Origin of the sequence: Enterobacter quasimori (assembly GCF_018597345.1) — a bacterium.
Lineage (GTDB): Bacteria > Pseudomonadota > Gammaproteobacteria > Enterobacterales > Enterobacteriaceae > Enterobacter > Enterobacter mori.
Map to the genome: position 1 here is coordinate 1 of NZ_JAHEVU010000012.1, position 7,487 is coordinate 7,487.

General features: G+C 44.6%; 9 protein-coding genes. All 9 read left to right on the forward strand.

What is annotated here, in order from left to right; genetic code table 11:
* Positions 1 to 903, forward strand: a 903-nt coding sequence (locus KK102_RS22005; RefSeq protein WP_216358421.1) for a type VI secretion system Vgr family protein, incomplete at its 5' end; no start/stop codon positions are given.
* Positions 904 to 914: 11 nt separating this feature from the next.
* Positions 915 to 1,709: a DcrB-related protein gene (locus tag KK102_RS22010; RefSeq protein WP_216358422.1), complete on the forward strand. Its 795-nt coding sequence runs from the start codon at positions 915 to 917 to the stop codon at positions 1,707 to 1,709.
* A gap of 2 nt (positions 1,710 to 1,711) precedes the next feature.
* On the forward strand, positions 1,712 to 2,974 hold the full coding sequence (locus tag KK102_RS22015) for a polymorphic toxin type 46 domain-containing protein (RefSeq protein ID WP_216358423.1): 1,263 nt from the start codon (positions 1,712 to 1,714) through the stop codon (positions 2,972 to 2,974).
* On the forward strand, positions 2,967 to 3,314 hold the full coding sequence (locus KK102_RS22020; protein WP_045630822.1) for an immunity protein Tsi6 family protein: 348 nt from the start codon (positions 2,967 to 2,969) through the stop codon (positions 3,312 to 3,314). The genes KK102_RS22015 and KK102_RS22020 overlap by 8 nt, the downstream gene beginning before the upstream one ends.
* A gap of 204 nt (positions 3,315 to 3,518) precedes the next feature.
* Positions 3,519 to 4,589 (forward strand): ADP-ribosylarginine hydrolase Tri1, encoded by a 1,071-nt coding sequence (gene tri1 / locus KK102_RS22025; protein WP_216358424.1) that lies wholly within the window; start codon positions 3,519 to 3,521, stop codon positions 4,587 to 4,589.
* An 80-nt stretch (positions 4,590 to 4,669) separates the two neighbouring features.
* Positions 4,670 to 5,050 (forward strand): immunity protein Tsi6 family protein, encoded by a 381-nt coding sequence (locus KK102_RS22030; RefSeq protein WP_216358425.1) that lies wholly within the window; start codon positions 4,670 to 4,672, stop codon positions 5,048 to 5,050.
* A 38-nt stretch (positions 5,051 to 5,088) separates the two neighbouring features.
* Positions 5,089 to 6,186 carry an ADP-ribosylarginine hydrolase Tri1 gene (gene tri1, locus KK102_RS22035; protein ID WP_126546525.1) on the forward strand — a complete coding sequence of 366 codons (1,098 nt, stop codon included), beginning with the start codon at positions 5,089 to 5,091 and terminating at the stop codon, positions 6,184 to 6,186.
* 96 nt (positions 6,187 to 6,282) lie between these two features.
* A complete protein-coding gene (locus tag KK102_RS22040; protein ID WP_216358426.1) occupies positions 6,283 to 6,729 on the forward strand; it encodes a hypothetical protein in 447 nt (148 codons plus the stop codon).
* 63 nt (positions 6,730 to 6,792) lie between these two features.
* Positions 6,793 to 7,230: a hypothetical protein gene (locus KK102_RS22045; RefSeq protein WP_244992754.1), complete on the forward strand. Its 438-nt coding sequence runs from the start codon at positions 6,793 to 6,795 to the stop codon at positions 7,228 to 7,230.
* The last annotated feature ends 257 nt before the right edge of the window (positions 7,231 to 7,487 follow it).

The following is a 7,487-nucleotide window of genomic DNA, read 5'->3' on the forward strand; positions in this document are numbered from 1 at the left end:
ACGGTCATCCCGTCGGCGGTGGCCTACCGCCCGGTGCAGAGCACGGCGTGGCCGCGCACCTACGGCCCGCAGACGGCGAAAGTGGTGGGGCCGAAGGGCGAGAGTATCTGGACGGACAAATACGGCCGCGTGAAGGTGAAGTTCCACTGGGACCGTCTGGCGAAGGGCGATGACACCAGCTCCTGCTGGGTGCGCGTGTCGAGCGCGTGGGCGGGCCAGGGCTACGGCGGGGTGCAAATCCCGCGCGTGGGCGATGAGGTGGTGGTGGATTTTATCAACGGCGACCCGGACCGTCCGATTATCACCGGCCGCGTGTACAATGAAGCCAGCATGCCGCCGTGGGCGCTGCCGGCCGCGGCGACGCAGATGGGTTTTATGAGCCGCACGAAAGACGGTTCCGTGGACAACGCCAACGCCCTGCGGTTTGAGGATAAAGCGGGCGCAGAGCAGGTGTGGATCCAGGCCGAGCGCAATCTTGATATTAACGTCAAAAACGACGAAACACATTCTACTGAAAAAAATCGAACCCAGTTTGTTGGCGAAGATGAAACCTTACGGGTAGCGAAAAATCAGAAATCAGGGATTAAAGGCGATGTGGTATGCCTGACGGGGAACAGTCGAAACGATAAAGTCGTTAATAATTTTATACTTTCCGCAGGAAATACGCTGAGACTGGAATGTGGTGAAAGCGCCATCGAGCTATCAAAAGACGGCAGCGTCCATATTATTGGTAATAACTTTAACTTTACTGCGAAACAGAATGCGCAAATTAATACGCTTTCCGGCGAATTACACTTGAATCCTGATGATGGACAAAATGTCATCGATCCGCCTGGCGCATCCCTTCAGGGTGAAATCCAGCAGGAAGTGGATAGTTTTTTTGTTATTAATGGCAATAAGTAAGAGTAACCCGAATGGCTGAATATATTCTTCAGGAAGCATCCCTTGCCTTACCCGATGTATTTAAAGACAGAACCATGAATTTATTTACCCTGAGTGATAACGGAGCCAGTGAGTTTACTTTTGTTGTTTCTCGTGCGAGTGCTAAAAACGAAGATAAAGTCCATGATGCGGCAACCCGTTTGGTACGTGAACTGGAAATTACGGTGCCCGACTTTCGTCTCGAATCCTCGCAGATGACCTCTGTTGATGGTCTACCGGCGGTTGAGCTTTTTTATCAATTCAAAAATGATAATGCGATCATTTTCCAGAGGCAGACCGTTATTTTGCTCGCTGACCATCCTGCCGGACAAAAAATGGTATGTTACATCGGCACATGCCCGGGCGAGTTTAGCGATTATTATCATAATCAATATCAGGAAATTATCCGTAGTATTAAGTTCCACAAGCCGGCTCAGACTGAAACTAAAGAAATGCTCGCTGCCGACAGCCAGGGGCCATTTTTTGCGCTTGATAGTGAGAGCAAGGCATTGAGTGTCTTTGAAAACATTCAGGAACTGTATGGGCATCTTTCGCTTCAGCGGGCGAAAGAGGGGCAATATTTGCTTTTTGAAAAACAGGGTAAACCACTCAGTATTGCACCCGTTCCGGGGAGCCAACCCCTTCGTTACGCGCTATGGACGACTTTCGCAGACAAATCGCATCACCTACTTTCACAGCTTTCCGTATGCCGCCAGGTGTCTGGTTCTGACCCCCTTGATACAGCCGACCGGATCCGTGAGTATCTGATGGCACAGCGAGCCGAATAGCCATGTCCGAATGTCAGGCTGCTCGCGTAGATGATGAGATTGCACATACAGCCTCAAAAGGCTGGATGATCGCAGGATTGGTGGGTGGGGCAATTCTGGGCGCAGCTGCCGTTGTCGTCACCGGAGGGACCGCGCTGGTTGCTGTTTCTGCCGTTGCGGCCGGGGCCTGTGCTGCAGGTGGGTTGGGTGAGCTCCTCGGCAGTATGTCATGGGCTCCACGCCATACTACCGGTACGCTAAAAGAAGGTTCACCCAATGTTTTTATCAACAGCCGAAAGGCGATCCGCGCTCACCTGTCAGCCGGAGAGTGTGATGAGCACAGCAGTAGCCTGCAACGGGTTGCGGAAGGTTCGATAAAAGTTTACATCAACAACTTTCCCGCCTCTCGCACAGGCGATAAGTTGACTTGCAGCGCTGAGATTAGTCAGGGATCGCGAAATGTTATTATCGGTGGAAGCAAGGTTCAGACCGATGAAATAAGTCCTGAAATCCCGGAATGGGTGAACTGGACGATGCTCGCCGTTGGTGCCGGAGCCATGGCGGTGCTGGCCAGTCCGGCAATCGCTCTTCTGAGTACCCTCGGTGCGATGGGCGGTGGCACTGTCGGTAGCTATGCGGGGGGAATGCTGTTTGGCGAAGGCAGCGACGGTCAGAAATGGGGGATGCTGATCGGCTCCGTTATTGGCGGCGGGGCTGGCATGAAGGGCGGGGCAAGGTTTGATGCGTGGCGGGCTGGTAAGCCTGTTCTCGAACCGGTTAAGCCAAATATCTCGGCCCGAAGAGCTGAACTTAATGAAAAATTTGGACGCACGGGCGATCTCAATAGGGATATTACAGCAAGAGGAAATAAAGAACTGGCAAGAAACTGGCTCGAATCTAAGGGGTTCACACCACAACAGATTCGTGACTTTGATAATGGTATTGATTATACAAACAGAGTGAGTGTTGAAACGATAAATAGAAATAAAACACTCTATCAAAACCAGGTGCCAGGTGGTCGACAGGGAAACTGGTATGCTCTTCGAGAAGATGTTAAACCAACAGAGTTGGGCATCAATCCAAAAGGTACCATTTATGGCACTGATCAAGTTGTTGATAAAGTAGCAAAACCTTATGTTTCACAGCAAAAAGTCGAGATGTTACGTAGTACTTCTTTGCCCGCGCTTGATACTTGGTCAGTGAAAGATGTACCCTATCAGACAAAAGGCGGGGCAATACAAATGCTTTCAAGCGAAAAGGATATATTTAAGGTGACTCATGAGTAAAGAAAATTACACCGCGCTGGATTATATCGATGATGCTATTGATGCAATAAATCATCGATTAGAAAAAAATCCTACATTTTCTTTATATGTTATGGCGAAGAATCAGTTGGATTATATTAAATCTATTCTAACTGGTGCTGAAAAAGATAAAAGTAAATTGCACACATTGAATCTTGGAGTGCTTGCATCCAAAGAGTTTGATACCACCGATGCTGAACTTGCTCAGCATTTGTCTAATGCTAATTATATTGCTTCGCAGATGGGGCAAGGATTAAAGATCATTCTTCCGCATGAGCAAGACGTAGAGTACCTGAAAAGGCAAAAAAGATATCGCAAGTGATAAGTAATTTTTGATTAAAGGTTTAAATGTGATTATGCTGATGTCTAAAAATTTTTTTTGCTCTGACTATAATAAATACTTGCTATCAATCTCCATATTCAAAGTAATTAAGCAGTCTGATTTCTCGGGGAAATAAGAGGAAGTGATGAATTATAACATCCATATGAAGTTTCTCTGGATTAATCCGTTTTTAAAGAATGCATGATGGAAGATCTTCACAGCAAAGACTCAGTAATCAATCATTACGCCGATCGTTATCATATCTACATGCCAATTAATTTCCGTAGGGGGATAAGAAGCAATAGTATAGATGCGTCGAATTCATCTCTCCCATGGGATGTAACATTGCCTTTAGTCACAACTGAAGATGTTTCACGTGATAAAGCACTTGGGTCGCTGGTCGGTTTGGCTGTCGGGGATGCAGTTGGCACTACTCTTGAGTTTAAAAAAAGAGATAGTGATCATGTGGCGGATATGATTGGTGGCGGACCTTTTCAATTAAAACCTGGTGAATGGACAGATGATACGTCCATGGCATTATGTCTGGCAGAGACTTATCTTTCAGAAAACAGAATGCATACCGATGTGCTTAGAAAATATCTCTTGAAATGGTATCGTAACGGAGAGAATAGCAGTAATGGCCGGTGTTTTGATATCGGTAATACGACGCGATTCGCGCTTGAACAGTATATGCGTGTCGGACCTTCCTGGTATGGTAATACAGAAAAGCACACGGCTGGTAATGCTGGGGTTATTCGTCAAGCTCCGGTATCTATCTTTCGTCGAAAATCGTTGCGTGCGATTTACTTCGAATCCCAGGCTCAGAGTCGAGCAACTCATGGTGCTGTAGAGTCAATTAATGCATGTCAATTTCTCGGATTAGTATTGCACTATTTAATTAATGGTTATCAAAAAGAACAAGCTTTTTCGCCTCATGTTTTCCCATTATGCGCGCGTGTAATGATCATAAACGCGGGTGAGTATAAGCAAAAAAATCGCGATCAGATTCGTTCAAGTGGTTATGTTATCGATACGCTTGAGGCCGCGATGTGGTCCGTATGGAATACGGATAATTTCCGCGATGCGATTCTGCTGGCCGCCAATCTTGCCGATGATGCTGACAGCGTTGCGGCGACGGCGGGACAAATAGCGGGAGCATTATATGGTTATTCCGGTATCCCGCAGGGGTGGAAAGATAAACTCGTGCAACACGAACGTATCGCCACAATGGCAGGTGACTTATTCGATAGAGCACCTGAGGATAATTTTTTATAGTTAGAATTACCAAGGGTAAGCGAAGGGATATGATGACTTGCGATCAGATGTGGAATGTTTAGTTAACTGAATCTACTGTAATGAATGACATGACAATTTTTGGCTACGTTGATAAAGCATTAACTTTAGCACAGAAGAGATATGCAGACGTCAAGAATCGTGATCCCCAATCCCCGCTTTTGCAAATGTACGACTCTATTGTACAACAATTATTATTTCTACGGGATTTAATCGAAGGCAAGGAAAAGGATAGAGCGAAATTATGGGGTATGACGTTCGGTATGTATGCAGGGAAGGAGTTTGATCATTCTGATGAGTTGTTTTTTGAAAGGTTGTCGGATGCCTGGTTTATTGTGGATCAAATCCGCCGAGGGTTAAAGGTTAGGCTGCCGCATGAAGTCGATGCCAACTATAATAAAAAGAAACAAAACCTCATGAAGAAATTCCCTGATGAATTTTAGTATTTTATATGAATAATATTTTTTATTATGGGTGAAAGGTGATTGACTTACATGCTGATTTAAATGCCTTGATAAAATATGTTGATAGATATCGTAAATACTTACCCATTAGCAGTCCTTCAGCCCAGCGAAGGATGCAGTATACGTATGATAATAAATCCTTAGAATCATCCTCAAATAGAGATGTACAAAAACAATGGGATTTAACACCACCATGTAATATCTCACTAGTGCAATCACGGGATCGCGCGGTAGGTGCGCTTATTGGTCTTGCTATTGGAGATGCTGTAGGTACGACGCTCGAATTTTTACCTCGTGACAAAGCACAAGTCAAAGATATGACAGGTGGTGGGCCATTTCGACTTCGCGCAGGCGAATGGACAGATGATACATCCATGGCATTATGTCTTGCGGAAACGCTTCTTGAGAAAGGTGATGCAGATACTATATGCTTCAGGAATAAGCTTCTGGAATGGTATCAGCATGGTTGTAACAGTTCAAATGGCATCTGTTTTGATATAGGTAATACAACTCGATTTGCTTTAGAGCAATATTTAACTGTTGGTCCAGGGTGGATCGGTAATACTGCGCCAGAAACTGCAGGTAATGCATCCATTATCAGACAAGCACCTGTCTCAATTTTTTTTAGAAAATCATTAAGCAAAGCGTTTTATGAAGCTAAAAAACAAAGTATCGCAACACACGGTGCCGCGGAAGCAATAAATAGCACTCAGTATTTAAGTTATTTGCTTGTGCATATGATTAACGGTAGCAATAAAGATTTTATTTTTTCTCCGCACGTCATGCCGCTTCAGCCACGTGTAATGATTATCAACGCGGGTGAGTATAAGCAAAAAACTCGCGATCAGATTCGTTCAAGTGGTTATGTTATCGATACGCTTGAGGCCGCGATGTGGTCCGTATGGAATACTGACAACTTCCTTGATGCGATTCTGCTGGCTGCGAATCTTGCCGATGATGCTGACAGCGTTGCGGCGACGGCCGGACAAATAGCTGGGGCATTATATGGTTGTTCCGGTATTCCGAAGGAGTGGAAAAACAAACTCGTGCAATACGAACGGATTGCTACAATGGCAGGTGAATTGTTCGATAGGGCTCCTGACGACATCGCTTAGTAATTTTTTATCTCCTATGGCACGGAAGGATATCCGTGTCATAAATCTGAAAAAAAGTAGTGGCTATTTTTTAGCTCTGGCATAAAAGATGAAATAATGAAATGGACTGGCTTTATAATTTTTATACTCATCGCTTTAGTCTATATCTGGAACGGGAAAGATCTTTATACCCTAAAAGAGTGGCGAGACTTTCGAATTAAATTAATTTCAGTGTTGGTTGGTGCGTTTGCATTGACACTCATTTTAGTTGTTGTATCAAAATTCATCCCATTACTGGACAGAGAAAGCGCGCGGGCGATAGCATTAATATTACCGGCATCCCTTACGGCAATGTTACTGTCGAAATTTTTTGTTGTGATGCTGAATGCTATTTTCGAAAGTATTATGCGATTTCATAAACGGTGTAATACCAAAGAAATGTATTTAAAACTATCGTCTCTGTCTGCCCAGTACGGGGCTAAATTACACCTGGTAGTGAAATGTCTCGCCTCGTTAGGCTGTATTTTGATGCTCTATGGTATCTGGTTTGGCAGTACAGGCTGATATGAAAAGGCTAGAAGAATTCTGACAATGCCAGGATATGAAAATAAGTAAATGCGGAATATTATGATGCATTGGCTTTTCTTTATTCTCTTTCTGATTTGGGCGCTGGCGCTTATCTGGAATGGAGAAGATTTGTTCGGCAAAAAACAATGGTTCCTGGCTGGGTTGATGTTCCTTTTGGTGTCAGTGGCTACAGTTGTTATTGGCTTTACGTTGAAATGGCTCGCTCAGTCAATGTCATTATTTTCTGTCGCAACGGCAAAACACTATTCGATCTTATTTTCTATGTCTTTCCTGTGCGTATGGGGATTGAAGGTTACCGTAGTCCTGCTCTGCACGATTTTTTCCGGGATTGTACGTGGGCATGAAAGATACAACGAGGATAATTATAGGGAAATATCGTCAGTAACACGCATTGTTGCGCCTGGCTTACTTATCGTTGCTAAAAGCGTAGTTTCCCTGAGTAGCGTTCTTATGTTTTCAGGTTTATGGCTTAAATAAGCGCGATATTAACTTAAAAATATATCAATGAAACTACAGGAAAAGTAGTTTCATTTTGTGGCATGAGAAGTCAATCTTACAGCTACTCATTATCAAATCAGCAGCGTTTACGCTTTGCGTATTGATGAAGAGTTAACTTCTGGCACTGAGATTAGTCCATAGTGGAATAAAGATTATGCTCAACCGAATTACCGTTCAGCTCCCGGTGGAGGGGCTTCTGTTCTGGAAACTGACGGGCCGCGAGGCGATGTCCGAAT

Coding starts and splice junctions, on each gene's coding strand:
- KK102_RS22010 (WP_216358422.1), top strand. CDS start 915: ATGGCTGAATATATTCTTCAGGAAGCATCCCTTGCCTTACCCGATGTA.
- KK102_RS22015 (WP_216358423.1), top strand. CDS start 1,712: ATGTCCGAATGTCAGGCTGCTCGCGTAGATGATGAGATTGCACATACA.
- KK102_RS22020 (WP_045630822.1), top strand. CDS start 2,967: ATGAGTAAAGAAAATTACACCGCGCTGGATTATATCGATGATGCTATT.
- tri1 (WP_216358424.1), top strand. CDS start 3,519: ATGGAAGATCTTCACAGCAAAGACTCAGTAATCAATCATTACGCCGAT.
- KK102_RS22030 (WP_216358425.1), top strand. CDS start 4,670: ATGAATGACATGACAATTTTTGGCTACGTTGATAAAGCATTAACTTTA.
- KK102_RS22040 (WP_216358426.1), top strand. CDS start 6,283: ATGAAATGGACTGGCTTTATAATTTTTATACTCATCGCTTTAGTCTAT.
- KK102_RS22045 (WP_244992754.1), top strand. CDS start 6,793: ATGATGCATTGGCTTTTCTTTATTCTCTTTCTGATTTGGGCGCTGGCG.